This is a genomic window from Haladaptatus sp. DYF46 (assembly GCF_021083305.1).
Taxonomy (GTDB): domain Archaea; phylum Halobacteriota; class Halobacteria; order Halobacteriales; family Haladaptataceae; genus Haladaptatus.
On record NZ_JAJFAY010000001.1, the window covers coordinates 450,386 to 477,046 of the forward strand.

The window sequence follows — 26,661 nt, forward strand, 5'->3', positions numbered from 1 at the left end:
GATGACACGGCAAAATTTCTACCCGTTCGACGTGGAATTGAACTAATCGGCCCGATGGACGAGAACGCGGCCGTGGCTCTTGACGACGACTTCGTGATCCTGATAGTTGAACGACACTTCTCCGGTGACGGAACGGAGTTGCCCGTCGCATCGGGGGCCGAAGATGGACTCGAGGGCATCGACGTCCACGACGTGATGAAGCGGGGGAAGTTCTTCGGGGGCCAAACCGCTCGCAGACGAAAGCGTCTCGACGATGGTCTGGACGAGCGTCATCTCGCCTCCCCACGAGTACTGCGCCGAGGCGACCGGTTCGGAGGTTCTCTGTATTATGGGGTCACTCATTACCCGGTGGTACGGTTCGAACTCACATGCGATTGTGCGTTCAATAGTTGAGTCTTTAAATAGGGCCGGGAGCGGGTGGAATTTCTATCGAACCGATGCTTCGACGACGTCGAACAATCCGTCGTATTCGTCGGGAATACTGCCAAATTCGACCGAATCGCGTTCGGGGTCCCACTCCACGCTGCCCGTGTTGGCGAGCATCGGGAGGTGGACGTGAACGAGTGCGGTTCGCAACCGGTCAGTTTCGCCGTCGAGTCGGTCGGCGAGCGTCGTCACCGAAAGGGGGTTCCCCTCGTCACGGAGGAGAACCAACACCTCTCGGCGAATCGGTTCCGAGAACACCTTGAACATCGCGTTCAAGGAGGGCGGCGCGGTATCGTCCCACCGGGAACCGTCTTCCGGGAGTGTCTCGATCGTCATACCGGAAACCAGCCACCGAAACGCATTGAGTGGGAGGGCTAAAGGATTAGTCCCGATCCGCTTCGTCGAAGATGGCGCTTAGGACCTTTCGCTCGGCGAGACGGAGGTGCTTGTGGAGCGTCGGCGGGGCGATATCGAGCGATTCGGCGAGTTCTTCGCCCGTACTCCCACGCGGCCAATCGTAGTACCCGGCACGGTACGCCGTCATGAGGACGGTTCGTTGGCGCTCGGTGAGTCGATCATCGAGCGTATCGCGGAACCCTACGCGCGTTTCGGTCGGTCGTTCGACGGTCTGCCGGGAGACGAGTTCCGCATCCTCGAACACTCCGGACATGGCGTTGGCGACTTCGCGAACGTTTCCCGTTTCCGGCATGTCGATGGTGACTCTGGCAACCCCGTCCTCCGCCACCGCAGAGCGGATGATACCGCCGTGGTTCGAGAGCGTCGAAAACGCCATCGGTTCGCTGTAGCGGATTTCGAGCAGACATTCGTCGTCCCGCTTGTTAATGGCACGGAGATGCGAGACGTCGAACTCCCGGCAGAATTCGAGGACTCGATCGGGGTCGCTTCCACGCGTCGAGACGTACAACAGAAACGACCCATCGGGATGGAGTATCGCGTCCTCGAATCGGGCCGTACAGCCGACTTTCTCGGTGAGCGCCGTGAACAGGTACTCCTCGTCCGTGAACTCGAACGTCAGTTCGATGGCTCGCTCCGAAACGAGCGCTTGCCGGGTCTTGACCGCCGACAACGCGTATCCGACCATCTCCCCGAGTTCGTCCAACACCTCACGCTCCGGGCCCTCGAACGCGAACGCGCGGTCGGCGTAGACGCCGAGGACGCCGTAGGTGGTGTCGTTGTACCGGAGCGGGACGAACGCCATCGACCAGTGACCGGAGTCGTCCGTCTGAACTCCCCAGTCCTCATCGTCGCGCTCTACGTCTTGAACGACCTCTACCGTCCGACCGCGAATCGCGGCCGTGCCCGGTCCCGCGGCGACGTCGAAATCCGCCGCTAACTGCGTCGCGTGTCCCTCGTCGATGCCTGCCCACGTCTCGATGGTCAACGCGTTCAACTCCCGGTCGAAACGCGCCAAAAGAACGAATCGGTAGGGGTCGGCATCGGCGAGTCGGTCGCAGACGGTTTGTTCTATCCCTTCCGTCGTGTTCGCGCGAACGACCGCGCGGTCGATGCTCCGAACGACGGCGTTGATGTGACGCAACTGTTCGAGTTCGTCGCGTTGTGCCCGTAACGCCGCGTCTCGTTCCTTTTTCCCCGTGATATCGCGGGCGACGCCGACCGTTCCGTCGAATCGTCCCTCCGACCGCACCACCGAAAATCGGAGTTCGCACGGAATTCGTTCCCCGGCCTTGCTTCGCACGAGGACCTCCATCGCTCGAATTCCGTCCGGGTCGTTCTTCAGCAAGTCCTGTATCTCGGCACCGATTCGCTCCATGTCGAGATCGTCGAGGATGAGCGAGGCGTGTGCGCCGAGGAGTTCCTCACGATCGTATCCGGTCCCCTCGACGATGGCGTCGTTGACCGCGACGAAGTGGCCCTCGGGGTCGAGTTGATAGGTTCCGTCCCCGATGGCGGAGATGACTTTTTCGGTGGCCAGCAGCCGAGAATCCTGCTTCGCCCGCTCCTCGCTCATGTGACACTAGCGGTCAGCGACGACGATAACTCTGGCGCGCGCGAACCGCGGCGAACTAAATATGCCGCCCGAGAAGGGACGAACATGGCAGAGACGGCGACGTTGATGGATTCGTACACCGAGATGACCGAACTGCTCCTCCCGAACGACACGAACAACCTCGACAGGGCGCTCGGAGGCGTCGTTCTCCACTGGATGGACATCTGCGGGGCCGTCGCGGCGATGCGGTTCTGTGGCAATCAGTGCGTCACCGCGTCGATGGACCACGTGGATTTCATCTCGCCCATCGACAGGGGAGAGGTCGCCGTCGTGGAGGCGTTCGTCTTCGAAACCGGACGGACGAGCATCGACGTGAAGGTGAACGTTCGCGCCGAGGACCCGAAGAAGGGCGACCAGCGCGAGACGACCACCTCGTTTTTCACCTTCGTCGCGTTGGACGAGAGCGGCAAGCCGACGCCCGTCCCGGACCTCGACTGTCCGGACGAAAATCAGCGAGCGCTCCGCGATTCGGCCCGCGAAGAACGTATCGAACAACTCCAAAACGTGGTAGACCGAATCGACTGAGCGAAAAAAGTCGTCGTTCGAAAGGTCGACTGTCCGTCTATTTGTTGGTGGTGGTCTGATTCGCCGTCGTTGTCGTCATACTTTGAGACGTGCTCGTCATCTCCGCGGCGGTGGTTTCGGCCATCGTCTCGTTCATCGCCGCCGTCGCCGTTTCCGTACTCGTCACGTTTGCGGACGTGCTCGTCGTGGAAGTCGGCGCTTCGGTGGTCGTCGCGTTCATCGACGTGGTGGTCGCACCCGTCGAAGTCGCGTTCGCCGTCGTCGTTTCGTTCGCCGCGCCCGTCGCGTTACCCGACGCCACGAAGTCGGTCACGAGGATGAGGTCGAGCGGCCTGTCGGGGCTTCCGGCCGGAACGCTGCTCTGGTTGGCGTATCCCGCCGCGAACGCCGAGTAGGCCGTGCGGTCGTTCAGCGACACGTCGAACGTCTTGAGAACTTCGCCGGAATCGTTCGCCGTCGCGGGACGGACTTCGAGCGTGTAGTCGCCCGCCGGAACCTGCTCGTACGCCGTCGCCTGTCGGAACGAGACGTTGTCGAACAGCGTGGTGTTGCTGCCAGCAACCGTCACGTCGACCGGCCCCGCGTCGGGCGAGACGTGGACGAGTCGCACCGAGGCGTTGCCCTGTTCGGGCGCGGTGAAGTTGTCCTCGTAGACGACCGGTTCGAAGGCGGTATCGCCGCTCCCCGAAATCAGACCGGTCGCGGCGACGGTGTAGTTCGTATCGGCGTCGAACGTCTCGTTACCCGAGAAGACGACGGTGCTCGGGTCGCCCGCGGCCGTGATCGAAACCTCGTGTTCGCCCGCCGGAAGGCTCTCGTAGTCGGTGACGTTTCCGTAGGACAGGTTCGAGACGACCGTCTCGTTGTCCACGAGGACATCGACCGGCGGCGCGTCGGGTGACATGTGCGCGATGCGAACCTGTGCATCACCCGTCTCGTTCGCGGTCGTCGTCTCGTTCGCCGCGGCGGTCGTCGTTTCAGTTGCCGCCGTCGTCTCGTTCGTCGCGGCGGTCGTTTCGTTCGTCGTAGTCGATGTCTCGTTCACCGCCGCGGTCGTCGTTTCCTCCATCGCGGTCGTTTCGTTTACCGCGGTCGTTTGAGCCGGTCCGTCGGCCATCACCCCCATTCCCGCAAATCCGACGCTGAGTGTAACCATCAGTACTACCAATCCGACTCCGAGTGTACGTGTTGTTCTCCTCATTCCGATGCCATCATCGGCAAGGGCGAGGATAAACCATTTACACCGTCCATCCGCGTAATGGCGGTTTTCGCGGGCGGTAACTCCCGTTTCTGGTGGAATCGTCATGTCGAAATCGGCACCTAATGCGGGCAGCGTTCCCCTGACGCCGACCCGAAGGAACGCTTATCCGGAACCCCGTTCTAACCGAGTTCATGGGACTCGACGTATCCGCTCCGGACCCCCCGACGCTTCAGCCGGAGGCGGACGTGCAGGAGTACGACGACGTGTCGGTTTCCGGTGAGAACGATTACCACCGCGAGGAACTGGAGGCGTTCCTCCACGAGGGCGCGTGGGAGGAGTCGTTCGACCGGTGGGCCGAGGACACCGGGTTGGACGAGCGCGAGTTCGAAACCGCGCTCGATTTGGACCTGTTCGCGGAGTTCGACTTCTTCTGGGACGACTTCGCGGACAGAGTCGGCTACCACGCGCCGGGCATCCCCGAGGACTGGAAGGTCAGGGACATCCACCCGGATATCGACTCGTGGAACGCCGTCTCGTCCATCAACGCGTCGCTGACCGAACTCGGACAGGTGGTCTGTGACGTGCTCGAATCGGAGTACGTCGACTGGGAGGCGGAGTTCGAAGCGCCCGACGATTTACCCGATTTCTAACGCGCCGACCCGCGGAAAATCACGCCGTCGATGTCGCCGGCGAGGACGACGTCGTCCGACTCGTTCGTACAGGAAAAGGAGACGACCATCTCGTGGCGTTCCGGGTGCGAATCGATCGCTTCGACCGTGGTTTTACAGGTTATCTCCTCGCCGACGTACACCGGTCGGCGGAACTCGAACGTCATCGTTCGCGCGACGAAATCCATGTCGCCGCCGATTTTCGTCGGGAGCGTCGCCGTCAGCAGTCCGTGAACCATGGGGGTTTCCTCCTCGACGTGGTGGCTTCCCCGGTCTCCCGAGAGCTCGGCGAACGTCGCGACGTCCTCGGTCGTGAACGTCCGCGAGAAGGTCCGCGTATCGCCCTCCGTCGGCGTGTCTGTCATGCCTATTCGTTCACACGAACCCACCTAATCCTTTCTCCGGGCGTGCAGCGCGAGGGGCGGAAAAATCGAGACGTGTTCGTTTTATGGTATCGCGGTTACACACTTCCCACATGGTGTCGCCGCTCGCTGGGTGGCCGATGCGACTCGGGATGTCGCTCGGCCTGTTGGTATCCGTACTCGTCGTCTGGAAATTGGACCGTCCGCGGGGACGGTGGGGGACGGCCCTCAGAAAACGACTGTTGTTCGGCGTACCGTGGGGGACGCTCGTTTGCGTTACGGGCGTCGTCGCGGTGTACCTGTTCGTGCAGGACGGATGGAATCACTGGTACAACCCCGTCACGGTGGCGTTCGCGTCGTGGTCGTATCTCTATCCGCTCGGCATGATTGCGGGTCCGTTCTCGCACGTCGGACCGAACCACCTGCTGGGCAATATGACCAGCACGCTCGCCGTCGCGCCGCTAGCGGAGTACTACTTCGGCCACTTCCCCCCTGACAGGGGTGAAACCTCGTTTTCATCGTGGCGGACGAACCCGTGGGTCAGGGCCTTCGTCCTGTTCCCGTTGGGCGTCGTCGTCATCGCGCTCTGTACGGGATTGTTCTCGTGGGGGCCGGTCATCGGCTTTTCCGGTGTCGTCTTCGCCTTCGTTGGGTTCGCCCTCGTTCGCTACCCGCTCGGAACGGTCATCGCCCTCTCGGCCCGGGACGTGATTCAAACGCTGTACGTGGCGTTTCAAAATCCACAGACGGTCGGTGAAGCGACGACGCACTTCTCGCGTCCCTGGTGGTTCGGCATCGCGGTGCAGGGTCACACGCTGGGCTTTTTCCTCGGCGTGGTCGCGGGCGTCTATCTCCTCCGAACGCGTGACGTTCGGTCGAGCGCCCTTCGGACGTGGGCGGGCGGGTTCATCGTCCTCGTCTCCTCGTCCCTGTGGGCACTGTGGTGGTATCGAGGACTGGAGAAGTTCGTCCTCTTTCGGGGCCTCGGCGTCGTGTTCGTCCTCGCGCTGGCGACGCTGGTCGCTCTCGCTGTTCGCACCACCGACGAACGCTCGTTTTCGCCGAGCGCGCGTCAAATCGGGTCAGTCATGCTGTTGATCCCGGTCGTCGCCATGGCCGGCGTCGCCGTTCCCGTCAATCTCACGTCCGTCCAACAGGGGGGTCCGAACGCGCTCTCCGGCGTCTCGGTCCGCGATTACACGGTGACGTACGCCGAGAACGTGCCGAATCAAAAGGTATCCGTCGTCGACGTGTCCGTCGGCGGCGAGACGACGCAGGTGAACACGAGCGGCGTCATCGTCGTCAACCCGAGCAGGGAGATATGGTCGCGGGAAGTCTCGAAGGGGCAACTCGCGTACTCGGGACGTGCGACGGTCAGGGTCGGCGGCGTCGGGTGGCAAAGGGCGGTGACGGTACGCCGTACCGGGTGGACCGTCACCGGCGGCGGAACGGCGTATCAGGTGTGGCTTCACCCGCCGGACGGGAAGTGGAAACACGCCTTCTCGTCGCCGCCGGCAACCGCGGGACCCGTCCTCGCCGGAAACAACGTCTCCGTCGTCCCCCGGACGGGCCAGTTCGTCCTCCGCCTCTCGCGGAACAATTCCACGGTCGGCGTCGCGCCGATGCCGACGAAGAATTCGACGGTGACGATAGACGGCGTGCAGTTCACCCGCGAGAGACGCCGAATTTTCGCCTCTGTCAATAAGACTCGGGTTCAGGTCGCCGCGAAGGAGCAGTACGGCAACTAACGCCACTCGATTCTGAAGACCTCGGCGTCGAGAACCGTCCGTTCCCGTCGCTGAAACTCGAACTGCCGCGAGAGCGGCAACTCCGCGCGGAACGCGTGTGTCACCTCACCGCCCTCGTCCGCGGTGAACGACTCGACGAACGCCATGCTTCCCTCGTTGTGAATCGAGTAGGACACGCCCGCTACCGCGGCGGTCGTTTCGAGAAACGCCCTATCCGCGTGTTCGTTACCCCGTTGTGCGCCGAACGGTGGGTTCATCAGGACGGTCACGGGGTCGTCCGGGCAGAGAGGGACGTCGGTTCCGTCGCCGAGAACCCAATCGATGGAGTGCGCCGGGTCGACTCGCCGCTCGTTTTCCGTCGCTTGCCGCAACGCCGCCGAATCGCGGTCGAGTCCGACGACGCGTGACGGAGCGCGCGTCGCCGCGCCGATGGCGAGCACGCCCGTCCCCGTCCCGAGGTCGAGGACGGTCTTCCCCCCGATGTCTCCGTGAATGTCGGCGAGGTGGACGAGATGCGCCGCGAGGTCCGCCGGTGTCGGGTACTGTTCCAACTCGACCCGCGGCTCCTCGAACTCGGCGACGGCGGAGAGTCGTCGTTCCAAGGCGCGTTTCCCCATGGTCGAAGAAACGCGATAGGGCGACGTAAGAAGCGGGGTTTGGATTCGACCAGGAAGCGAGCGTTACAGTGCCAGCGGCCCGTCCAGTTCGAGCGTGACGCCTTCGCGACGGGCGCGCTCCTCGAGTGCGGCGAGGGACGGGCGCACTTTGGACTCGTCTTCGACCGTGTCGAACTCGACGGTGACGGTTCCCGCGCCGATGAACGCGGCGGTTCGGATGTACTCGCGGATGCGGTCGGCCTCGTCCTGCGTGGCGAACGAGCAATCGGCGTCGAAGCAGGCATCGACCGTCACGCCGGCGGGGACGAAATCCTTCGCGGCGAGTTCGGTCTGTAGGTCGCGCAGGCCGTCGCGTGAGGACGGAAGCGCGGCCGCATCGAGCGTCACGGGGGTTTTGTCGGTGGGTCGGCAGCGTTCGATGGCGGTTTCGATCGTCGAGGGACGAGTTACGCTCATGGCTATCACACAATACCTACTAGGAATACAAAAAGGTTTGTGTATGTCCAGTAGTAATCTCGTATGGTCAAACGGCCGTTTCACTCATCTGAAAGTACTTACCGAGTGGGAGTAAACGCGACTTCATGGACCGCCGACGCGCCCTCGCGTGTGTCGGTTCCGCCATCTTCGCCGGGTGTCTCTCCGAGTCGACGCCGGGCGGGTCGGGACCGTCATCGGACACGACGAACGGAACGAAGACGACGACAGAGACGAAGACCAGTATCGCCAACACCGCCACCGGAACCGAAACGCCCTCGCCGACGCTCGAAATCCCGAGCGAAAACCACTGTCCGGCGTTCGGCGACTCGCAAGTCGTCTGTTCCGTGGACGCCGACGACGGGACGGCGTTGCGGATGGTGCCCTCGAAAACGAGCGCGTCCCTGCCGAAAGCGAACCTCTCGTTCACCCTCCGAAACGAGACGGGTGTGACCTTCACGACGAACTACTACGACTGGTCGGTGTGGAAACGGGTGGACGGCGAGTGGTTCCACATCGCACCGCAGGTCGTCCCCGAACCCGCGATGATGCTCGAATCCGGGGGCTCTCACACGTGGAACCTGACCGTCGACAACACGGACCTCGATGCCGCCGGTGTTGGGGCAGAAGGAACGGAAGACGTTACACTCGCGGGACTGGGGGGTGGCACCTACGCCTTTGGAATCCGCGGCTGGTTCCGAGGGCAGAGCTACGAGAACGGAATCGCCGCCGCCGCCCGCTTCGAACTGTCGGGCGACCCGCTCGAACTGACGCCGACATCAGACCTCGAAGTAGTGAGTCGAAACGGCGACGAAAAACACGTTCGAGTCGGTGACGAGAAACGGAGGACGATGGTCGCAACTCGGGTCGAAACCCCGTCGACGGACGCGAAGCGAATGATTCCCGAACAGGTCGTCCGTTCCCCGCTTCGGAACCTGCTGGCGTCGTTCGAACCCGGCATCCGCCGCGTCACTCTCGACATAGATCGGACTGCGATCTACGTATCGGACCCGCAGGTCATCGAATACGAGGGACAGGTGTACCGAATCGAGAACTCAAGCTGAAGGGTGACACCGGCGAACCGACCGGCCCGAGTAACTATAATCATCTTTTCAATAGAATTAAATCCGTCTACAGAGATTGTGAATTCATGTCGAACGGCACCGACAAAAACGACGAAACGACCCGAACGACCCGCCGAAGCGTGCTGAAAGGAACCGCCACCGCCGCGGTCGGAGTGGCAGGATTCACCGGGAGCGTCGCCGGGTTCGAGGGCGACGACGGGGACATCGTCGGACCGGCGGACTTCCCCCGTGCGACGACTCGCGGTCACTTCGACATCAACTGGTTATACCAAGAGGAGTTGACCGACGGGCACACGAAGTGGGATTACGGGACCGTCGGTGATATACCGGGCTACGGAAGCGCGAATCCCGAGGAGGTCGTCATCTCGGTCCACGGGTGGTTGGTCGGCCCGGACGACGCGCCCGACCACTTCGAGACGGTCAAGACCTCGCTCCGGAACAACGGCTACACCCATCCCGTCATCGGGTTCAGCTACGATTCGGACACGCGCGTGGATCAGTGGTGGCCCGCGACGGACATCGCGGAGCGAAACGGCGCGAAACTCGCCACCTTCATCACCGACTATCGCGCTCGAACCGGTGCCGACGTGCACCTCATCGGCCACTCGCTCGGCGGGCGGGTCGTCCCATCGACCATCAAAGCCCTCGATTCACTCGGCTACAGCGATTACGTCGCGTCCGCCAGCCTGCTCGGCGGGGCTGCGGACAACGATTCGGTGGCGGTGGACGGCGAGTACGGCCCCGCAATCGCCAACGTCGTCGGCGAGTTCGACAACTTCTGGAAGTCGGACGACGACGTGCTGAACTGGGCGTACTCGACGGGGGAGTTCGATTCGGCAGTCGGCGAGGAGGGTTGTGAGGGGACGCCGCCCGCGAACTACGAGGACCACAACGTCGATTACGTCCCCGACCACTTCTCGTACCACGAACCCGGCGACGGGTGTATGGCGGAGGTTGTTGGGGAGTTCTCCTGAGCGTAGCGAAGGAGGGCACGGAAGACGCGGTTTGTCTTCCGGAGTTTTCGTGAACGAAGTGAACGAAAGCAAGTCAGAGCCGGAGAGTAACCGCAGGAAACTACCGGGAGAATCACCACGTGCCGTGGAAGGTGTCGAATTCGAGCGAGTCGAGGGGCTCGTTGCCGACGGCGATTTCGTACTCGCCGGGGGTGAGCATCGGTTTGTGGAACCGCGGGCCGTCGTCGGTGGTGATACGCGGGCAACCCGTGTTGACGAATGCGTCCATGTCGAAGTTGCGCAGTCGGTCGGGCGTCACCTCGTCCATCGTGATGAGGTAGGCGTTCTCGTTGCCGTCGAGGATGTCCTGTGCGACGTCCCAGCGACCCTGGCCGATTTTGGTGCAGAAGATGACGCCCCACTTCTCGGCGTCCATCGCGCGGTGGACCGCACCGTAGCGCTGTTTGAGGAACTTTTCGGTGTCCGCCACGGTGACGACGTTGTTGACGGGGTCGGCGATGACGACGGTCTTGTCGGGGTGTTCCATCGCCAAGCCGAGCGGGTGGAACTTCCCGCCGCCGACGTAGAGCACTTGGTCTGCGTCGATGTCCGCCGAGGCGTAGTTACAGCCGAGCACTTGGCCTTCGTGGGTCAGTCGGTCGTCGCCGCGCCGGGTGTGAACGTCGAAGCCACGCTCTTCCAACCATCCGCGCATCTTCTCGAAGTGGTTCATGTGCTGGGCCGTGGTGACGAGGCCGACGTCGCCGACGTCGAGTTCCTCCAAGGACTGTTCCATGATGGGGAAGACGTCGACGTTGGAGAACAGCGGGACGTAGATGACCTTGTCCGTGTTCTTCATCGGCGAGTGGCCGAAGTGGACGAACACGTCGGTTCGTTTCATCAGGTAGGTGTCCAAGTCGCAGGCGCCGTAGCACGGTTGGCCGGACAGGAGAATCGTCACGTCGTCGGGGAGCAGTTCGCGCAAGTCGTCGGCCACCTGTGGGCCGCGGCGTTTGAGACCTTCGGGGAACTGCAGGCCGACCTTTTCGGCGTCACGCTCCTCGACCGCGTCGATGATGCGGTCGAGTTCGTAGTCCCACTCCCGGTCGTGTTTGAGAGCCATTCCGGTGTTTCGGAGGTCTCCCTCGCTGTACTCGCTCTGTTCGCTCATTACTCCCTCATTGCGGGCGAGAACTTTTAACCCCGGCGTTCTCGGTTTTCGCGACGCACGTCGGTTTCGGGAGTCGGCAGGCCTAAAGTCCTTCGACCCGAATCGGGATACATGAGCGTCGATACCACGACGGAGACCACGGAGCAGGAAGACATCGACCGGCTGGCGACCGAACTCGGCGAGGCCATCGCCGAGACGCCGCTGTATCAGCGATTCGAAGAGGCGAAAGCGGCCGTCGAGGCGGACGAGGATGCCCAAGAGCAGATCAAGGAGTTCGAACAGCTCCGACAGGAGTTCATGCTCGCGCGGCAGACCGGCGAGGCGACCCAAGATGACGTGGCGAAAGTCCAGAAGGCCCAACAGGACCTCCACACGCTCCCGGTCATGAAGGAGTACCTCGACGTGCAGGACGAACTCACGGCGCGACTGGAGGAACTGAACCGCGCCGTCTCCGACCCGCTCGCCGTCGACTTCGGCCAGCAGGCCGGCGGTTGCTGTCAGGACGAGTAATCCGAATCCGTACTCAGCCTCGATTTCTTCGCTCTTTCACATCGACGGCGGCGAGTAGCGACTCAGTTCAGCCGCCAGAGTTCGTAGTTCAACAGGGTGGCGAACCCGACCCAACAGAGGTACGGCACGAGGAGGAGTGCGGCCCGCCGGTCGATCCGCGCGAAAGCAACCATCGTAGCCACGATGGCGACGAGGAGGGCGAGGATGACCGCGAGGCCGCCCGCGGGCCAGCGCATGCCGAAGAAGACGAGCGTCCATCCCGCGTTCAGGAGGAGTTGAACCGCGAAAACCGCCAACGCGAACCGGTTATCCCTGCGTCGCCAGACGAGATACAGCGCGATACCCATCAACAGGTAGAGCGTCGTCCAGACGGGACCGAACACCCAACTCGGCGGCGTGAAGCCGGGCTTCTGGAGCGTGGTGTACCACGTCGCGACGTCGTTCGCGGTCAGGAACGACGGAATGATGCCCGCCAGCTCGCAGACGACGATGCTGACGAGCAGTGCGAGCACGTCGCGGAGCGAGAACGACGGACGCTGTGCTGTCTCCATGGGGTCGCTACCACACCGAAAAGCGAGTTCCTTTTGCCGAACTATGTTGGCTCGGCTAGTCGAGGTCGTCCATCTGCACCGTCTCGTCGAGGATCAGCGTCGGTCCCTGCTCCATGTCGATGAACTCGGCGGCGTCCGCCATGACCTCTTTTCCCTTCTCGGAGTCGAACGCGGCCTTCATGTCCGCGGTCGAGTCGAAGTACAGTTCGAGGACGCCGTCGTAGCCCGCCTTCTCGGGGTCCTTCGAGACGGAGGTGACGTACTTCTTCAGGCCGGGCAGTTCCTTCGCGTGCGAGGAGTGTTCTTCGAGCCAGTACTCCTCGAACTCCTCGTGGGTCGTGCCGTCCTTGCGCACCAGCAGATCGACCATCTTCATCATGGTACCCGACATCGGCGGCCCGACGACTTCGGTGTATCGACTGTCGGTCGCTGTCGGAGGTCAGTTCCGCCCGAACTCCGCCGTGAACCGCGCCCGTCCGAGTCGAACGCCGTCCATCGCGCCGAACAGTGCGCTTCGCTTCGCCCCGGCGTCGAGTTCGAGGTCGCGTTCGAGGACGTACAGCGTGAATCGGTAGGTGTGCGGTCCGTCGCCCGTCGGCGGACAGGGACCACGGTAGCCGATTCCGCCGAAGTCGTTGGTTCCCTGCCGTGCGCCGCCGAGGGACCCGACCGTCCTCTCCTGCGGGACGGCTTTCGGCACCGTCGTCGTTCCCGGCGGGAGGTTCCGCAGCAACCAGTGGGTGAACGTCCCGCTCGGCGCGTCCGGGTCGTCCACGACGATCGCGAGCGAGTCCGCCTCGTCCGGTACCGACGCGATTTCGAGCGGCGGCGAAACGTCCTGCCGCTACAGGTGAACCGGGTCGGAACGATTTCGCCCTCCCCGAACGCCCGTACACCCCGACAGTGCGATTCCTCCCCCACTCAGTGCCACGAGGAAGGTTCGTCTTCGGAGCATCACACGGGGGTTCGTGACGTGCGGTAAAATGCCCTGTTGCCGTCGGTTTAAGTGCCTGCACGTCCTTCCCTCGGTTCGATGACGCAACTCAACCTACCCGACCGGCGGCAGTGTGTCGCCTGCGGACGAGAGGACACGTGGGACGAGGAGACCCACAACTGGCGAATCGCCGACGAGGAGGGAAGACCCTTTTGCATCCACGAGTGGGACATCAACGGCACGCACAATCCGATTCGGAAGTGAACGAGATGGATCGACGGACGAACGACCGACAAACGGGGCCGTGGATGCTCGCCCTCGGCGTATTGGCCATCGGCGTCGGCGCGTTGGCGAACGAAGTCCGGAAACGACGGCGCGAACGGGGAACGGCGTCGGAAACGGACGCGTGAGACGTGTCCGACGGGCGAGATAGACGAGGTCGTGGTTTGGACACAGACATTGCTGCGGCAGCGTTCGCACAGGACTTATCCATACAGAGCCTGATATATCATCAATGCACACAAATTCCGACGACCTGCGTCGATGGTTCGCCGGTACCGAGGAAAACGAATTCGACAACCGCTTGGACCACCGCCTCGACATCCTCGAACGGCGGTCGGACGACAACCGCTGGCGTCACGAGTTGCGGAACGCGCACGTCCGTCAGTTCAGCCTGCTCGGACCGCCGGCTTCCGATTTCGATGTCGAACTCGAAATTCCGACGTACGCGTTTATTCCCACCACTGAAAGCGACCGTCCCCGCCCCGCAATCGTCCTCGCCCACGGCGGCATCCACGACAACTTCTCCACGGACTACGTGAGCGTCGTCCGGGAACTCATCGAACGGGGATACGTCGTCGTGGCTCCCGAATATCGAGGAAGCACCGGCTACGGCCGTGAACACTACGAGGCCATCGACTACGGCGGCGACGAGATCGCGGACACGCTCGCCGCCCGGAACTGGGTCGCGGACAGAAGCGACGTGGACGAGGACCGAATCGGCGTCGTCGGGTGGAGCCACGGCGGCTTACACGCTCTGCTCTCCATCTTTCGGTATCCCGACTCCTTTGCCACCGCCTACGCTGGCGCACCCGTCTCGGACCTGTTGGAGCGCTGGAAGTACAAGGGGGAGGGGTATCGACGGCTCTACACCGCGAGTTACCACCTCGGTACGTCGCCGGTCGCTGACCCCCAACTGTACCGCGAGCGCTCGCCCGCCCACCAAGCCGTCGCCACCGACGTTCCGCTTCGAATCCACGCGGCGACAAACGACGGAGACGTTCACCGCCGCGAAATCGAATCGCTCGTGGAATCCTTACGCGATGCGGGTGCCGACTTCGAGTACGAACTCTACGACGACGCCCCCGGCGGCCATCGCTTCGAACTCACCGAGTCCCGATTCGCCCGCGAGTCACGGGAAATCGTGTACGACTTCTTGGCGAACCATCTGTCGCCGCCGCAGTCCGAGCGGTGAGGTGGAAACCGGCGATACCCGACGAAAACACGCCATTGCTGACCGTGAAGCCCGTGGATTGAAGCATCTGGCACGCTCACCCCCTCGCATGACTTCCGACCTTGCGTCGCAGGTACGGGACGTGTTGACGGTCGACCGGGAGGAGTTTCAGAGCCATGTCGAGGAGGACGCAGAGGTCATCAAGCGGGAACTCGCGGACGGAACGTTCGACAATCCCCAATCCATCGTCGGATTCGAATACGAGTTCTACGCGGTGGACGCGGAGACCAAAGCGCTCTCGCGGGTTCCGCGACGACTCCTTTCGCTCATCGGGTTCGAGAAGGAACTCGGCCTCCACAACGCCGAGATGTCAACGAGTCCGCAACCGCTGAACGAACACGGGTTGGCCGCACAGGAGGAGGAAGTGAAAGCCAGACTTTCGGCGGCGGAGGAGCGGACGGGGGCGGAGGGAATGCGCCTCGTCAGTGACGGCCTGTGGACGATTCCACCGACGGGGGAAACGGCCACCCGATACCTCACCGACGGCGTCGATGACGACGGGGTTCAAATCGCGTCGAACATGAGCAACTCGGTACGCTATCACGCGATGGCGAACACGGGGGAGTCCATCGGGATGGAACTCGACGCACCAAACGTCACGTTGTCCGCGAATACCGTGATGCCGGAGAGCCTGATAACGTCCATTCAACCCCACTACCAGGTGCCCCACGCCCGCGACCTGCCGACCTACTTCCAGTACGCGGTTCGAATCGCGGCCCCGCTGTTGGCGCTCGGCGTCAACTCGCCGTTCTTCCCGCCGGACCTGTACGACGACGCTCCGGCGGCGGAGATAGTGGACGACGCGTGGATGGAAAACCGCATCCACGTCTTCGAGTCGGTGTTGAACGCCGTCGACCCCGGAAAGGTGCGGTTCCCCGAGGACGTCGAATCCGCGGAAGCGGCCATCGACGACGTCGTGGCGGACCGAACCATCGTCCCGATGCCCGTCTCGCGGTCGGACCGCTTCGACGACGAGTTCGCTCACTTCCGGTTGAAACACGGTACCTACTGGCGCTGGGTTCGCCCGGTGTTCGGCGGTGCGACGCGCGCCGACGCGAACGCCCGCATCGAGTTCCGGCCCATCGCCGCCCAACCGACGGTTCGGGACTCCATCGCGTTTCAGGCCGCGTTCGCAGGGTTGCTGGAGAGCACCTTCCGCCGGGAGCATCCGGTTCACCATCTCGATTGGGTGGTCGCGCGCGACAACTTCTACGCCGCCATGCACGACGGACTCGACGCCGAACTGTACTGGATCACGAACGACGGCAAGGAGACGACCGAAGCGGACGAACTGTTCGCCGACCTCTTCGCACACGCGAAGGACGGCCTCCAAGCGCGCGGATTATCCGACGAACAGGCCGCGAAGTATCTCTACCCGCTGCGGCAACGCGCACGCCACGGCGTGACGCCCGCCGACTGGAAGAAGCGTGAGGTGCGCGACCGACTGGAAGCGGGCGAGACGCTGGCTGATGCGATTACGGGCATGCAACACGCCTACATCGACCAGCAAAAGGAGACGTTGCTCGACGGCAGTTTTACCGACTGGAATTAGAGTACGTCGTCGAAGTCCTTGTGACCGGTGATATCGACGCCTTCCTCGGTGATTTCGGCGAGGAACACGCCGTTACCGCTGCCGGTGTCGCGCTCGACTGCGCTCTTGATACCGCGGGCCGCGACGGCTTTCGCTTCCTCGTTCGAGAGGCCTTCCTCGTAATCCTGTTCGAGGACGCCGTATGCGAGTTGCATCCCGCTGCCCGTGACGGTGTAGTCGTCGGCCATGACGCCACCGGCGGGGTCGAGGCTGTAGATGTGCGAGCCTTCCTCGTCGATACCGCCGAGGATGGGAGAGACCATGAAGAACGGGCCGCCGCGAAGCATGTTGCCCGCGAGCGTCGAGAGCGCCTGCATGCTCATCTGTTCGCCGCGTCGGGATTCATAGAGGTTGGATTCGATGCGCATCGTTCGGATGAACGACTGTGCGCCGCCGACGGACCCGGCCATCGTCAGGGCGGCCGTCGGGTGAATCTGTTCGACCTTCTGGACGTTCTTGTTGGAGACGAAGCGGCCGGCGAGGCTGGCACGCATGTCCGTCGCCATGACGACGCCGTCCGCGGTCGTCATGCCGATGGTCGTCGTTCCGGTTTTGTTGATGTTTTTCATGTCCTCCTGTGAGAACTCGTTGTCGGGGAGCGAGCCGATCTCCGGCTCGTACGGATTGGCGTCGTTACCGCTCAGGCGCTCCTTGTTACGCGAGAAGTCGGAACCGTGCATTGGGCTACGCATTACCCGGACGTAGTCCATCAGCACTGATAAAACCAACCCTTCCGGGGTGTGATGAGGTGAAGCCCTCGGAGCCGAACCTCGGGGTATTCACCGTGAGATTACGCAAAACGAGCGTCGGTCGGGGTTATTCTTTCTTCGTCTTCTCGTAGGACGCCCCCAGGGATTCCACGATGCGGTGTACGGGAAACGGTACTCCGGCCCGCCGGGCGACGAGGGCGACCGGAAGCAGGCAGATTCCGGCCAGAACGCTGAGCTGGTACAGGGCAAACAGTGTCGCGCGTCGTATCGGTGCGAACATTGCAACTTCACCCGAGCCTGTGACACCACCCTATATATCGTTTGTTGCTAGTTCGATTTCATAACAATCTATACCACCGGAATCAGGTCGACGCACTCTTGCGATTCAACCGAGGTTGTACACTGTACAATTCGAGGTGATTTCGACGGCGAGGATCCCCATGGTCACGGCATTCCAACGCCGTCAATACGCGTAAGTTATGCGCATCATCATCGTCTCGTGCGCGACGAATCCCGCAAAAACGGCCAAAAGGGTTGACGCACGGCACGCCCTATGGACCGTCGTGAACGTCGTCGTCGAACTTCGGCTCCCACCTGACGAGTTCGCCCTCGGGGAGTTGTTTCCCTATCGCTCCGATATCCGAATCGAGTTGGAGCGTCTCGTCCCGACGCGGGAGTGTTCGATGCCGTTTATCTGGGTCGCCACGGCCGACCCGTCGTTTCTCGCCGACGTCTCGCTCGAATCCGCTTCGGTCGATTCCATCGCGGTCCTGAGCGAAACTACAACCGGTGCGCTGTGTGAGATCCGCTGGTCCAGCGCCACCGATGGAATCCAAGGCATACTAACGGAACAGGACGTGACGGTTCTCGACGCCATCGGAAACAGCGACGGATGGCAGTTCCGAATTCGATTCCCGGACCACGATTCGACCACTCGGTTCCGGGAGGCGTGTGACGAGCGATCCATCTCGTACGAAGTCCGGCGAATCTATTCCGTGGACGAGTTCCCCTCGAAAGAGTACGGGCTGACCGCCGAACAACGGGAGGCCCTTTCGACCGCGTTCGCCTCCGGGTATTTTCACGTCCCTCGCAAAACGTCGCTCTCCGAACTCGCCGAAACCCTCGACATCTCGCCACAGGCCGCGTCCGGCCGCCTTCGACGAGGATTGGAACGGATGCTTGAGACCACTCTCTTCCCCCGGAACGAACCGACCGAATCATCCGAGGGGTAATAAACGCATGAACCACTAAACCCCAAACATTCCATCCATGGTACGCCTCTGACGAAGCAATGCCGGCCACAGCGCTTTTCGTTCGACCCTCGGGAGGGATATAACGTGGTTCGAGAGTCGAGCGATAATCAGACGATTCTTCACGAAACGAGTCACGAGGGAGGACCGTTAGCCGAGACGGTTATCGACGCCATCGCCGAAGTTACCGACAGCAGTTCGACCGAGATTGAACCGCTCTACGAGAGTATCGACCCCGATGCCCTCGAAGACCTGTTCGGCCGTCAGTCCGAACAGCGGGTCCCGAGGCGGGTCGAATTCGTCCACAAAGGGTTCGCAGTCGTCGTCTTTCGGACGGGACGGGTCGTGATTTACGAGGCGGGATAGTCGCCGTCTCGAATACGACGGGCCAGTACGCTTTTCGCCGTGTTCGGCGTACTAGCCCCATGCCTGATAACGAGTACGACGTGTACCTCGTGCCGACTGGCAAACGGGGTGGAGAACAGAACATCGTGTCCCCGGTCGAAGGTGACGACCTGGAGTTCTACGAAACGGGGGTTTGGCTGCGACGGAAAGGCGGGAGAAACTTCTTCCCGTACGAGCAGATTCGGACGATTCGAGAACACGGACAGGACGTAGAGAGCAGCAAAGTAGCGGGGGAAGAGAGCGGCGAGTCTGCGGGCGATTAGACGCGCGCTATTCGGGCGTCAACCCGACGATTTCACGCGAGAAGATGTCGGCGTAGCCCGAGAACGACAGTTTTAGCGAGGGGACGCCGGGGAAGGTCAGCGTCTGGATTCCGATCATCGGTCGCTCGACGTCCGTTCCGAGGCTTCGGAACGCGCTCTCAATGGCGGTGTACAGTTTCGCCGTCTCCTCGACTTCGAGGTCCGAACAGACGCCGGCGACTCGCGTCGGGAGTTCCGCGACCACGTCGCCGTCCCTGACGACTGCCCACCCGCCGCCCATCTCGTTGACGTGGGCGACGGCCTCCCTGAGGTCCTCGCCGCTTCCGAGCGCCAACACGCCGGGCGTCTCCCAGACGAGGCTGGTCGCGACCGCTCCCTCAAGCGGGCCGAAACCGGTGACGAACCCGGTGAATCCGGTTCCGTCGCCGTCAGGGTGTCGGTCGAGAAGGGTGGCTTTCAGCAGGCCCTCTTCCGGCGCGGCGACGAGTTCGCCGCCTTCGATCGGCGGGCGAACTCGCGTTTCACCCGAGATGAGACCCTCGCGGTACTCGATGGCGCGCACCGTTCCGTCGGTCGCGACGTCGGCCGGGACGCTGAATCCGGCCGGGTCGGTACTGACGTTCACGCTGTCGTAGAAGTGGCTCGGATACTCGTAGGAACGCGGCGCGACGGTCGTCTCGTGGTTGTTGTAGACGACTTCGCCGCCGTTGATGACCGTGGTGACGTTGACGGTTTCCAGGTCGTCGATGAGGAGGATGTCCGCGACGTTGCCCGGTGCGAGCGACCCGAGGTTCGGCAGGTCGAAGTGACGGGCCGGGTTGAGCGTCGCCATGCGAATCGCGTCGGCGGGCGCGATGCCCTCCTCGATGGCCCGGCGGACCACCACGTCCATGTATCCCTCGCCGATGAGTTCGCGGGGCCACATGCCGTCGGTCGAGAGGGAGATTTCGGCCGCGCCGATCTCCTCGTACGCTTCGCCGACCGCGGCCATGTCGTCGCGAATCGACCCACAGCGGCCGACGGCGTGGATGCCGCTTTCGACGCGTTCGATGATGTCCTCGCCGGTAATCGACTCGTGGTCGTCATCGACGATTGTGGCGAACGCTTGGAGTTTCTCGCCGGAACAGCCAGCGCCGTGGCCCGTGACCGTCTTCCCTTCGAGGTGGGCGCGTTCGTACAGTTCCTCGGTGGGCGAGTCGCGGCCGACGGCGTGAATCCAGTCGGTTTCGCCGACCCCGATGACTCGGGCGTCGCCAAGGAGGTTCGTGAGCGATTCGGCGTCACCACGCGCCGGTTCGAACGTGTCGACGAGCGGTTGGGGCGGGACCGTGGCGAACACCCGAATCGGGAGGTAGGAGGTCGCGGCGAGCAACTGCTCGACGCCCTCCGCGCCGAAGGCCGGGCCGAACCCGGAAACCTCGGTCACGACGGTCGTCGTGCCCCCTTCGAGGGCGTAGTGATAGGCGTTCTCGAACGTCTGGTGGAGGTCGATGTGGGTGTGGGCGTCGATGAACCCGGGCGTGACGACCCGGTCGCTGGCGTTGATGACGTTCGTCTCGTCTCCGATGGAATCGCTACCGTCCTCCGGCAGCGCCGCGACGCGATTGTTCTTGACCACGACGTCGCGCGCCTGAAACTCGCAGGGTTCCGGCATGAGGACGCGACCGTTCCGAATCACGAGGTCGGCGGGTTCGTCGCCGAGCGTGACTGGTTGCAGTTCGTTCATTGAGTTACTCCTTCGTACACGACGACGCCACCTTGTTCGTGTCGGTTCACTTCCTCGCGCGCTTCGAGGACGTCGAGGTGGCCGACGGCCTCGCTCATCCCGGGGAAGTACTCGGTCGCGGGTAGATCCTCGAACAGTTCGCACATCACGTCGAACGCCGTCGTCGGCCGGTCCACGAGCGCACGCACGTTTTCGGTACGCTCCTCGTGGGCGGCGAGGATTTCGTCGATTCGGGCCGACGGGTCCGTTATCTCCTCACGGTGGCCCGGAAGGAGGAGATCGAAGTCGCGGTCCCGCAGTTCGGCGAGCGAGCGGTTGAACGAGGGGAGGACGCGCGGGCGAGGGCCGCCCTCCTCGGTCGGCGGTTGGAGGAACGGGTTCGGCGTGATGTCGCCGAGAACGTGGTCCCCGACGATGGCTTTCGATTTTCCGTCGTCTTCGAACGTGAACAGGGTTTCACCGGAGGAGTGGCCCAGCACCGTCTCCGCCGTCAGTTCGACACCCTCGACGGTGACCGATTCGCCGTCGTCGAGTTCGATATCGGTTTCGACGTCGGGGGCGACCGAGAGGTAGGCTTCCGGCAGGTTGGTGACGGTTTGGGCGGTGGTCTCCGCCATTCCACAGCGGTCGAAGAAGTCGGAGAAGTACTCCTGTTCGTACGCCAATCGATCGCCGAAGTCGCGAACGATGTCGGCCGCTTCCGCGCTGGTGGCGACGCTGGCACCCGATTCACGGAGCCGTTTTGCCAATCCGAAGTGGTCGGGGTGGGGGTGCGTGATGAGAACTCGTTCGATGTCCGACGGGGCGAGGTCCCGTTCGTCCAACTCTTCGAACAGGGCAGTCCATGCCTCTTCGCTTCCCGGACCCGGGTCGACCAGCGTCCGCCCCGAAAGGTAGGCGTTCACCGGACCGATTTGAAACGGCGTCGGAATCGAAAGCCGCGTAAACATACAGTTTCCCTTTCTTTGCCCGCCGTAAAACCGTTTTTGAACCGACGTTCTCGTCGAATACCGACGGAACGATTATATCTGACCCGTGCGTAAGGACATAATTGGGAGAACGATGAACACCCACTTCAAAGACGCGTGGTACCACCTCCGACATGCCGGGAGTCATCTCGGACGTGGTGTCCGCGAGGAACTCCGACCCGCCGAGCGAAAAGCCCGCGAGATGACCGGGAGGGAGCGACCGCCCGAGCCGTCACGACGGGAGAAGATGCGCGATAACCTTCGAGACGTCGAACACAAAGCGAAGAAACGGTCACGGACCGCGATGCGGGACGCGAAAAAGCGGATGCGAATGAGTTAACCGTCGAAGCCGATACGCTCGCAATCTGCGAAATCGCAGTCCTCGACGCGCGGTACCGACGCATTCTTTCTGTCCACGTCCACACGGCCACGGAACGTCGAGTTCCGAAACGTCGCGTCATCGGCCTTGACGAGTACCGTCGTCCCGTCGGCATCGTGTGTCGCCGTCACGCCGTCGAAGACGATTCGCGCTCCGAGGACGTTGATGCCGTTGCGATTCTCGTCTCCGTTTCGGAACGCGAACCGGCAGTTTCGAAGTTCGGTCCCGTCGCGCCACAGTTCGACGGCGTAGTTGTGTTTCGACCCGTCGCCCGAATCCGCGAGTTCGACGCTCTCCAGTACGACCGGTCCGTCGCCGTCGTTGATCTTGACGGGTCGTGCGGACGAAGTACATTCGATTGTCATGTCGCGCACGCGTGCGGAGCGGCTGGAAACGCGGAGGCCGTCGTTGTCGCAGTTCGGCAGGCGGAGTTCGCCGCCGAAGACGCGGCAGTCGCCCTCCTGTAACCACAGTCCGCACCCGGTGTAGGTCGTCTCGCCCATCTCGATTCGCACGTCTCGGGCCTCGTCGCCGTCGCCCAACCGGAGGTTCGAGTTCCCGTTGTCCTTCCACAAGCCGCCCGTCACGAGACACGGTCCATCCCCTCCGGCGAGGTAGCCGCCGTTGTTCACCCAGCCCTCGACGTGACAGTCCCGAAACGCCAACTCGCCGCGGTGGTCGTCGGAGACGTTGACCCCGATGGGATGGCTGGTCTGGGATTCCGTGGGCGACTGGTCGGGATAGCTCTCGGGTTCGAAAGCGCACCCGTCCGGGAGCGAAACGGTCACTACGCCCGACCCCTCGGGGTGCGTGACCGCCGCGTAAATCGCACCGAGGGCCTTCTTCCCCGCGGAGGCACATTCGCCCTCGACGCTCACGTTCTCGATTCGCAAATCGTGGCTTGCCCGCGCCGAGACAGCCTGCGCGCCGACGCCGTCCGCCGTCATGTCGAACGTGAGGTTCCGAATCTCGACCCTCGTCGCCGAGGCGTCCGGCGACGCGCCCCATCCACCGCCGACGTCGAGGCCGTACTGCTGGTCGGGGTCGGTCACGACCAGCGTGGCGTGCGGGTCGCCGACCACCGCAATCGCCTCGCAGTCGTTGCGTTCGAACCGCCCGTCGAGGTGGTAGCGTCCCTCGGGTACCACGAACTTCACCCGCGCGCCCGGGTGAGCCGACAGGGCCTCGTTCAGCGGGATTTCGCCGTCCAGAACGTCCGGGTTCGTCTCGGCGACGTTCACCACGGTCCAGTCGGTCATGGTCAGGGGTCGGCATCGGTCGAACTTGGTCGTAGTGGCCGTCCGCCCTCGAAAGCAAGTCTTAAGTCCGGTGCAGGAAAACGATGAACTGCGTACGGGTCGGTAGTCTAGTCCGGTTATGACAGCTCCTTCACACGGAGCAGATCGGCAGTTCGAATCTGCCCCGACCCACTCCGTATATATACTTTTTCCAGCATCCGCTGACACTTAGCGGCCGGTTTAGGGGGTGCTGGTTCTGATGGCGGTTCAACTGCCAGACCCCAACAGTGACCGCCAAACGTGCGGCTATTGCGAGGCCCACGTTACCCAAGAGTTCCGGCGCGTGTACGGTACCGACGACGGTCGCGTCCTGCGATGTCCCGAGTGCGACACGTGGGCACGCATAATGCGCGGGTCCGCCTGCGGACTCGATGTCACCGAGCGGCTGGACCCACAGGAGTATCCGAGTCGGAAGGGCGGTGTCGAACTCCGAAAGAGACGCATCACCGACGGCGGTGAGAACGCGTGAGGGAGTTTGTCCGAGCCAGCGAACTCTACGACGTCGAGACCAAAGTCTCCCTCCGACATCCCGCGGAACAGGCGGGTACCGACGTGACAGGTGAGCAGGAGGGATAAGGATGGTCTCGCCTGCTCGCGACGAAACCCCCGAGTGGCAACGTCGTCTTAAAGGGAAACTGGACGAGAATCCCGCGCGGTTTCTCGATCACGACCTCGTCGAACACGGGAGCAATCACACCGACCACACACTTCAGCGGTTGGTCACCGCCCGCATTCGCGGTATCGGCACCATCGAGGTCGTCAACGCCTGGATAGCGGTCGAGCGGAAAATCGACTACGGGCCTCGCGAGGGAGTGATTTCGCTCCTCGAGGAGCGGAAAGCGTTCCTCGAGGAATACGGTGAGTTTGACCCGCCGAGTCGGACTGCCGAACAACTGCGTGAACGGGCTACCGAGCAGGCGAAGGAAGCACGACGTCTGAAAGATGGCGGTAAAGAAGACGTCGAGAAACCACTCTCGGCGTCACAGAAAATCCACCGTCTCCGAAGCGATGGAGGTGGATCGCGGTGAGCCGCGAGTTCCACCACGCGGGTGCGAATCGTGACGAAGTCACGATGGCCGACGTCCACGCCGAGAGCAACGACGTCGCCGACGACGCGGTTCTTTCGGGCGACTATGCGGTTGAGGACAACCGAACGCAAGACGCCGACAGCGACCCGGACAGCACCCCGACGAACGTCGTTTGCTGTCGCTACTGTGAGCAGGAATTTCGACGCGTCTACGACTACGACCAGCACGAATACACCTGCGAACCGCTCCAGCACGCTGTTCGACGAGAGCAGTCAGAGGGAAACGAGGACTCGGTCGGAGATCTCGATAAGACGTACCTCATCCGGTCGCAGTGGCATGAGTTCAAGGCGTACGTCAAATACGACGTTGGCCTCGGAATTTACTACGGTCTCAACAGTCTCCAGAAGGAACACGACTTCCGCGGTGATGGCGCGCTCACGGTCGAATTCGGCGTTCCCGACGACATCGCCGAAACGACTGGTCGCGAGCAGTGGGAACTCGAATTTTCCTTTTCGGATAGCAAGCTAAAACCGTGGCGTGATTCGTCGTTCCGAATCGAGAACGTTCGCGAATACACCGTGAAGATGCATCCTTCGGGTGTCGAGAACCATCGGGACGCGCTTCGCAAAGCCTCGTTCAACATCAGACCGCGTTGGCCGAATCTCGAATCGGAGGACGGCTACAGCGACCCGAGCAATCCGCACGGGTTGCTCGGCGTCGACGTGGAATACACAGGGTCGAACATCGACCCGCGAGTGTACCCGAAGTTGTTCTATCAGGCGATGGGAATTCTCCACGGTCAACAGGGAAAGAAGTGGTCGAGTCCGACGTATATCCCGTACGACGACGTCCACCCGGAGAACATTCACCACTCGTCGAACATCACCGATGGCGAGCTGTACGTTCGTCTCGATAAGGATCTGACCGGACCACTGTACGCCATCGACGGTCCAATTCATCGAATCTCGATGCTGCTCGCCGACGAACGCCGTGGTTACGCGAAGAGTATCCGCGACGATCGCGAGTGCGAGGGCTACTATCACGTCGCGACCATCGATCACGAACGAGCTGGCGAATTGCTCGGTGGTCACGTCCTCGGGAAGGAGTTCAAGCACTACCACGTCAGGAACCCGGACGCGGTCGAGGGCGACGGTACGCTTGAGCATCCGAAGTTCGGCGTCGCGCTTCAGAATTCGGTGACCGACCGGACGGTCTACTGGGACGATCTTCGACGAGTGGAGAAGGAACTCGACGAAGCGCTGTTGAATGTTCTCGACTGGACGGATATCCCGATTCGCCCCGACGGGCAGGTGTACGTCGAAGACGACGTCTTCGAGGTGACGGGAGAACGGCGGTTTCGCAATCTCGTTCCGAATCGGCTCCCGAGCATCCAGCAGGAGCAGCACGACGACGTGATGCGCGTCGTTCCGAACCTCGCCCCGACCGACGTCGAAATCACTGAAGAGTTGCTGACCGACGGCGGGCAGGTCGCGCCGAAAAATCTGGCCGAAGATCTGGGTCGACACATCGATACGGTGTACACGTCGCTGAAGCGACTCGGCTCAATCGTCGTTCACGAGTACGGTGACGTTCGTCTTCGGTCGAAGAACGTCGCCCAGGAGATACTGAAGTATCTCCGCGGGGCGAAAGAGTCATTTCAGGTGTCGATGTCGGAAGCTGCCGACCGACTCGTCCAAGCCGAGAAAGTCGCGGACAGCGACTCGGCGTTTGCACGATGGCGTGAGACGTACGGCGTCGAGTTCGACGGTCGCGAGGGCGAGCCCGACGAGCTGACGATGAAGTACACGCCAGAGTCGAAGGATGAAGTTCGACGAATCCTCAGAGCCGGTGCTCATCGCTGGAGTCAACTCACCGGAAAGGCGGTGCGTCAGTTCGCCTTTGAAGTGAAACCGGTGGTCGAGCTCGCTGACGGGGCGGTATTTGCGCCGCAGTACTGGGTACGAAGCTTCGGCTGACCGCCCGACGGTCGAGTGGCGACACTTCCGTTCGAACCGACTTATTCCATCTCCACTTTCATTACCTTAACCTGAATACAAGTAAACTTGTTTTAGACTGATAGTGAAACGAGCGAGTAGCGGGGGTGGTCAGCGACGACCCGCGACATTTCGAGGGGGACCCCCGCATTTCCGCTTAGAATGTGTGGCTAAAGAGCCACGGGCCTAAAGTACGTCTCGCGCTTTCGCGCTCGACACCGGAAACAAAGGACACCGCGGTTGGTCGCTCAGTTGGTCGTCGAACTGGGAAGAAGATGTTTT

32 protein-coding genes, 1 tRNA gene and 1 pseudogene are annotated in these 26,661 nt (G+C 62.4%); 18 read left to right on the forward strand and 16 right to left on the reverse strand.

Annotation, left to right across the window (positions count from 1 at the left end):
- Positions 1–42: 42 nt before the first annotated feature.
- From LJF34_RS02465 to LJF34_RS02475, 3 genes are all read right to left on the reverse strand, one after another.
- Entirely contained in the window at positions 43–342 is a 300-nt protein-coding gene (locus LJF34_RS02465) for a HalOD1 output domain-containing protein (RefSeq protein WP_231183045.1), read from the reverse strand.
- Positions 343–426: 84 nt separating this feature from the next.
- The gene (locus LJF34_RS02470) at positions 427–762 is read right to left on the reverse strand and encodes an ArsR family transcriptional regulator (RefSeq protein WP_231183046.1); all 336 of its coding nucleotides are present in this window, start codon (positions 760–762) and stop codon (positions 427–429) included.
- Positions 763–808: 46 nt separating this feature from the next.
- Entirely contained in the window at positions 809–2,416 is a 1,608-nt protein-coding gene (locus LJF34_RS02475; protein ID WP_231183047.1) for a bacterio-opsin activator domain-containing protein, read from the reverse strand.
- Between the two features lie 84 nt (positions 2,417–2,500).
- Between LJF34_RS02475 and LJF34_RS02480 the strand changes: the two genes are divergently transcribed.
- Positions 2,501–2,980: an acyl-CoA thioesterase gene (locus LJF34_RS02480; RefSeq protein WP_231183048.1), complete on the forward strand. Its 480-nt coding sequence runs from the start codon at positions 2,501–2,503 to the stop codon at positions 2,978–2,980.
- 37 nt (positions 2,981–3,017) lie between these two features.
- On the opposite strand, the gene LJF34_RS02485 is transcribed toward LJF34_RS02480, so the two are convergent.
- On the reverse strand, positions 3,018–4,136 hold the full coding sequence (locus LJF34_RS02485; protein WP_231183049.1) for a DUF4397 domain-containing protein: 1,119 nt from the start codon (positions 4,134–4,136) through the stop codon (positions 3,018–3,020).
- Positions 4,137–4,372: 236 nt separating this feature from the next.
- On the opposite strand from LJF34_RS02485, the gene LJF34_RS02490 reads away from it, so the two are divergent.
- Complete coding sequence (locus tag LJF34_RS02490; RefSeq protein WP_231183050.1) at positions 4,373–4,831, forward strand: hypothetical protein; 459 nt, start codon at positions 4,373–4,375, stop codon at positions 4,829–4,831.
- Here LJF34_RS02490 and LJF34_RS02495 read toward each other — a convergent pair.
- The gene (locus LJF34_RS02495) at positions 4,828–5,214 is read right to left on the reverse strand and encodes a hotdog domain-containing protein (protein WP_231183051.1); all 387 of its coding nucleotides are present in this window, start codon (positions 5,212–5,214) and stop codon (positions 4,828–4,830) included. The genes LJF34_RS02490 and LJF34_RS02495 overlap by 4 nt on opposite strands.
- 110 nt (positions 5,215–5,324) lie before the next feature.
- On the opposite strand from LJF34_RS02495, the gene LJF34_RS02500 reads away from it, so the two are divergent.
- Positions 5,325–6,959 carry a rhomboid family intramembrane serine protease gene (locus LJF34_RS02500; RefSeq protein WP_231183052.1) on the forward strand — a complete coding sequence of 545 codons (1,635 nt, stop codon included), beginning with the start codon at positions 5,325–5,327 and terminating at the stop codon, positions 6,957–6,959.
- On the opposite strand, the gene LJF34_RS02505 is transcribed toward LJF34_RS02500, so the two are convergent.
- A complete protein-coding gene (locus LJF34_RS02505; RefSeq protein WP_231183053.1) occupies positions 6,956–7,576 on the reverse strand; it encodes an METTL5 family protein in 621 nt (206 codons plus the stop codon). The genes LJF34_RS02500 and LJF34_RS02505 overlap by 4 nt on opposite strands.
- A gap of 63 nt (positions 7,577–7,639) precedes the next feature.
- Entirely contained in the window at positions 7,640–8,032 is a 393-nt protein-coding gene (locus tag LJF34_RS02510) for a hypothetical protein (RefSeq protein WP_231183054.1), read from the reverse strand.
- 125 nt (positions 8,033–8,157) lie between these two features.
- Between LJF34_RS02510 and LJF34_RS02515 the strand changes: the two genes are divergently transcribed.
- A complete protein-coding gene (locus LJF34_RS02515) occupies positions 8,158–9,114 on the forward strand; it encodes a hypothetical protein (RefSeq protein ID WP_231183055.1) in 957 nt (318 codons plus the stop codon).
- A gap of 86 nt (positions 9,115–9,200) precedes the next feature.
- A complete protein-coding gene (locus LJF34_RS02520) occupies positions 9,201–10,109 on the forward strand; it encodes a DUF726 domain-containing protein (protein WP_231183056.1) in 909 nt (302 codons plus the stop codon).
- 112 nt (positions 10,110–10,221) lie between these two features.
- Here LJF34_RS02520 and dph2 read toward each other — a convergent pair whose 3' ends face one another.
- Positions 10,222–11,259, reverse strand: coding sequence for a diphthamide biosynthesis enzyme Dph2 (gene dph2, locus LJF34_RS02525; protein ID WP_231183057.1), 1,038 nt, complete (start codon positions 11,257–11,259; stop codon positions 10,222–10,224).
- 111 nt (positions 11,260–11,370) lie between these two features.
- Here dph2 and LJF34_RS02530 point away from each other — a divergent pair, with 111 nt between their 5' ends.
- A complete protein-coding gene (locus LJF34_RS02530) occupies positions 11,371–11,769 on the forward strand; it encodes a YlbF family regulator (protein ID WP_231183058.1) in 399 nt (132 codons plus the stop codon).
- A 62-nt stretch (positions 11,770–11,831) separates the two neighbouring features.
- Here the strand turns inward: LJF34_RS02530 and LJF34_RS02535 are convergent, their stop codons facing one another.
- From LJF34_RS02535 to LJF34_RS02545, 3 genes and pseudogenes are all read right to left on the reverse strand, one after another.
- Positions 11,832–12,320 carry a TspO/MBR family protein gene (locus tag LJF34_RS02535; RefSeq protein WP_231183059.1) on the reverse strand — a complete coding sequence of 163 codons (489 nt, stop codon included), beginning with the start codon at positions 12,318–12,320 and terminating at the stop codon, positions 11,832–11,834.
- A gap of 55 nt (positions 12,321–12,375) precedes the next feature.
- The gene (locus tag LJF34_RS02540) at positions 12,376–12,699 is read right to left on the reverse strand and encodes an EthD family reductase (protein ID WP_231185031.1); all 324 of its coding nucleotides are present in this window, start codon (positions 12,697–12,699) and stop codon (positions 12,376–12,378) included.
- 60 nt (positions 12,700–12,759) lie between these two features.
- Positions 12,760–13,149: pseudogene (locus tag LJF34_RS02545) on the reverse strand (YbhB/YbcL family Raf kinase inhibitor-like protein); the annotation flags it as partial.
- A 204-nt stretch (positions 13,150–13,353) separates the two neighbouring features.
- Here LJF34_RS02545 and LJF34_RS02550 point away from each other — a divergent pair.
- The 4 genes from LJF34_RS02550 to LJF34_RS02565 all read left to right on the forward strand — a co-directional run bounded on the left by LJF34_RS02550 (position 13,354) and on the right by LJF34_RS02565 (position 16,319).
- Entirely contained in the window at positions 13,354–13,518 is a 165-nt protein-coding gene (locus LJF34_RS02550) for an HEWD family protein (RefSeq protein ID WP_231183060.1), read from the forward strand.
- 5 nt (positions 13,519–13,523) lie between these two features.
- The gene (locus tag LJF34_RS02555; RefSeq protein WP_231183061.1) at positions 13,524–13,664 is read left to right on the forward strand and encodes a hypothetical protein; all 141 of its coding nucleotides are present in this window, start codon (positions 13,524–13,526) and stop codon (positions 13,662–13,664) included.
- A gap of 104 nt (positions 13,665–13,768) precedes the next feature.
- Complete coding sequence (locus LJF34_RS02560; protein WP_231183062.1) at positions 13,769–14,728, forward strand: alpha/beta fold hydrolase; 960 nt, start codon at positions 13,769–13,771, stop codon at positions 14,726–14,728.
- Positions 14,729–14,816: 88 nt separating this feature from the next.
- The gene (locus LJF34_RS02565) at positions 14,817–16,319 is read left to right on the forward strand and encodes a hypothetical protein (protein WP_231183063.1); all 1,503 of its coding nucleotides are present in this window, start codon (positions 14,817–14,819) and stop codon (positions 16,317–16,319) included.
- Here LJF34_RS02565 and psmB read toward each other — a convergent pair.
- Both psmB and LJF34_RS02575 read right to left on the reverse strand, forming a co-directional pair.
- Positions 16,316–17,038 carry an archaeal proteasome endopeptidase complex subunit beta gene (gene psmB, locus LJF34_RS02570; protein ID WP_303646674.1) on the reverse strand — a complete coding sequence of 241 codons (723 nt, stop codon included), beginning with the start codon at positions 17,036–17,038 and terminating at the stop codon, positions 16,316–16,318. The genes LJF34_RS02565 and psmB overlap by 4 nt on opposite strands.
- Positions 17,039–17,174: 136 nt before the next feature.
- Positions 17,175–17,348 (reverse strand): hypothetical protein, encoded by a 174-nt coding sequence (locus LJF34_RS02575; RefSeq protein ID WP_231183065.1) that lies wholly within the window; start codon positions 17,346–17,348, stop codon positions 17,175–17,177.
- Positions 17,349–17,547: 199 nt separating this feature from the next.
- Here LJF34_RS02575 and LJF34_RS02580 point away from each other — a divergent pair, with 199 nt between their 5' ends.
- The 3 genes from LJF34_RS02580 (at position 17,548) to LJF34_RS02590 (ending at position 18,986) form a co-directional block, all read left to right on the forward strand.
- Positions 17,548–18,300, forward strand: coding sequence for a helix-turn-helix domain-containing protein (locus LJF34_RS02580; protein WP_231183066.1), 753 nt, complete (start codon positions 17,548–17,550; stop codon positions 18,298–18,300).
- 105 nt (positions 18,301–18,405) lie between these two features.
- Positions 18,406–18,684, forward strand: coding sequence for a HalOD1 output domain-containing protein (locus LJF34_RS02585; RefSeq protein ID WP_231183067.1), 279 nt, complete (start codon positions 18,406–18,408; stop codon positions 18,682–18,684).
- A gap of 59 nt (positions 18,685–18,743) precedes the next feature.
- Entirely contained in the window at positions 18,744–18,986 is a 243-nt protein-coding gene (locus LJF34_RS02590) for a hypothetical protein (protein ID WP_231183068.1), read from the forward strand.
- 7 nt (positions 18,987–18,993) lie between these two features.
- On the opposite strand, the gene LJF34_RS02595 is transcribed toward LJF34_RS02590, so the two are convergent.
- Positions 18,994–20,712, reverse strand: coding sequence for an adenine deaminase C-terminal domain-containing protein (locus tag LJF34_RS02595; RefSeq protein ID WP_231183069.1), 1,719 nt, complete (start codon positions 20,710–20,712; stop codon positions 18,994–18,996).
- The gene (locus LJF34_RS02600) at positions 20,709–21,662 is read right to left on the reverse strand and encodes an MBL fold metallo-hydrolase (protein ID WP_231183070.1); all 954 of its coding nucleotides are present in this window, start codon (positions 21,660–21,662) and stop codon (positions 20,709–20,711) included. The genes LJF34_RS02595 and LJF34_RS02600 overlap by 4 nt, the downstream gene beginning before the upstream one ends.
- 112 nt (positions 21,663–21,774) lie before the next feature.
- On the opposite strand from LJF34_RS02600, the gene LJF34_RS02605 reads away from it, so the two are divergent.
- Positions 21,775–22,020 (forward strand): hypothetical protein, encoded by a 246-nt coding sequence (locus LJF34_RS02605; RefSeq protein WP_231183071.1) that lies wholly within the window; start codon positions 21,775–21,777, stop codon positions 22,018–22,020.
- Here the strand turns inward: LJF34_RS02605 and LJF34_RS02610 are convergent.
- Positions 22,017–23,318, reverse strand: a complete 1,302-nt coding sequence (locus LJF34_RS02610; RefSeq protein WP_231183072.1) for a hypothetical protein — start codon at positions 23,316–23,318, stop codon at positions 22,017–22,019. The genes LJF34_RS02605 and LJF34_RS02610 overlap by 4 nt on opposite strands.
- A gap of 96 nt (positions 23,319–23,414) precedes the next feature.
- Between LJF34_RS02610 and LJF34_RS02615 the strand changes: the two genes are divergently transcribed.
- From LJF34_RS02615 to LJF34_RS02630, 4 genes are all read left to right on the forward strand, one after another.
- Positions 23,415–23,489, forward strand: a tRNA-Val gene (locus LJF34_RS02615).
- Between the two features lie 67 nt (positions 23,490–23,556).
- Positions 23,557–23,826: a hypothetical protein gene (locus tag LJF34_RS02620; protein WP_231183073.1), complete on the forward strand. Its 270-nt coding sequence runs from the start codon at positions 23,557–23,559 to the stop codon at positions 23,824–23,826.
- Between the two features lie 109 nt (positions 23,827–23,935).
- Positions 23,936–24,385, forward strand: a complete 450-nt coding sequence (locus LJF34_RS02625) for a hypothetical protein (RefSeq protein WP_231183074.1) — start codon at positions 23,936–23,938, stop codon at positions 24,383–24,385.
- Entirely contained in the window at positions 24,382–26,361 is a 1,980-nt protein-coding gene (locus LJF34_RS02630) for a hypothetical protein (RefSeq protein WP_231183075.1), read from the forward strand. The genes LJF34_RS02625 and LJF34_RS02630 overlap by 4 nt, the downstream gene beginning before the upstream one ends.
- Positions 26,362–26,661: the final 300 nt, after the last annotated feature.